The sequence below is a fragment of the Pseudomonas syringae group sp. J309-1 genome, assembly GCF_032582135.1.
GTDB classification, from domain to species: Bacteria; Pseudomonadota; Gammaproteobacteria; order Pseudomonadales; family Pseudomonadaceae; genus Aquipseudomonas; species Aquipseudomonas quasicaspiana.
This window is the reverse complement of the sequence record NZ_JAWHNU010000141.1, coordinates 1-562: the sequence shown is the minus strand read 5'-3', so window position 1 is coordinate 562 and position 562 is coordinate 1. Positions and strand designations below refer to the sequence as shown.

Below are 562 nucleotides of genomic sequence, written 5' to 3'. Positions count from 1 at the left end.
CGGTTCCGTCGGCCACAGATCCCTCAGCGGCTTGATCGTGGTGTGCTTCTCGCGTGCGATGAACGGCTCGGGATCGAGACCCGCCTCGAGCACTGCGATCACGACGCCATCGGCGAGGCGTGCGTTGAACGGCCAGTTGGCCGGCTGCAGGTGAAAATTCAGCCCGCGCTTGTCGCGCCAGCGCTGCAACTCGATCAACCGATAGCGCGGCCGCACCGGATGGCGCTTGGCGAGCGGCAGCCCGCCGGTCTCCGAGAACAGATCGACGAGCAGCACGGGCCGGTAATTTACCTTGAGATCGTAAGTGCTTACGAGCCGAACGAAGGGCGTGTGGCCGATATAGGCCCAGGGTGATTGCAGCGAGATGTAGTAGTCGATCTGGCGCGGCATGCGGAACCTTGACAGCACGAGGGGATGAAGACTTTCGGCGATCCCAGCAGAGCGGGGAAAGCCGCGCAACATCGCTCAATCTCACGCAAGCTGTTGCACTGCGAACACTGCGTCACTCTGACCTTGAATATCTCAAAATAAATCGAGCAGAATCAAAGCAATAACCGGTTAC

1 protein-coding gene is annotated in these 562 nt (G+C 60.0%); it reads right to left on the bottom strand.

The features are described 5' to 3' along the window. Nucleotides 1–390, bottom strand: a 390-nt coding sequence (locus RX972_RS29130; RefSeq protein WP_316880762.1) for a DsbA family protein, incomplete at its 3' end; no start/stop codon positions are given. Between the last annotated feature and the right edge of the window lie 172 nt (nt 391–562).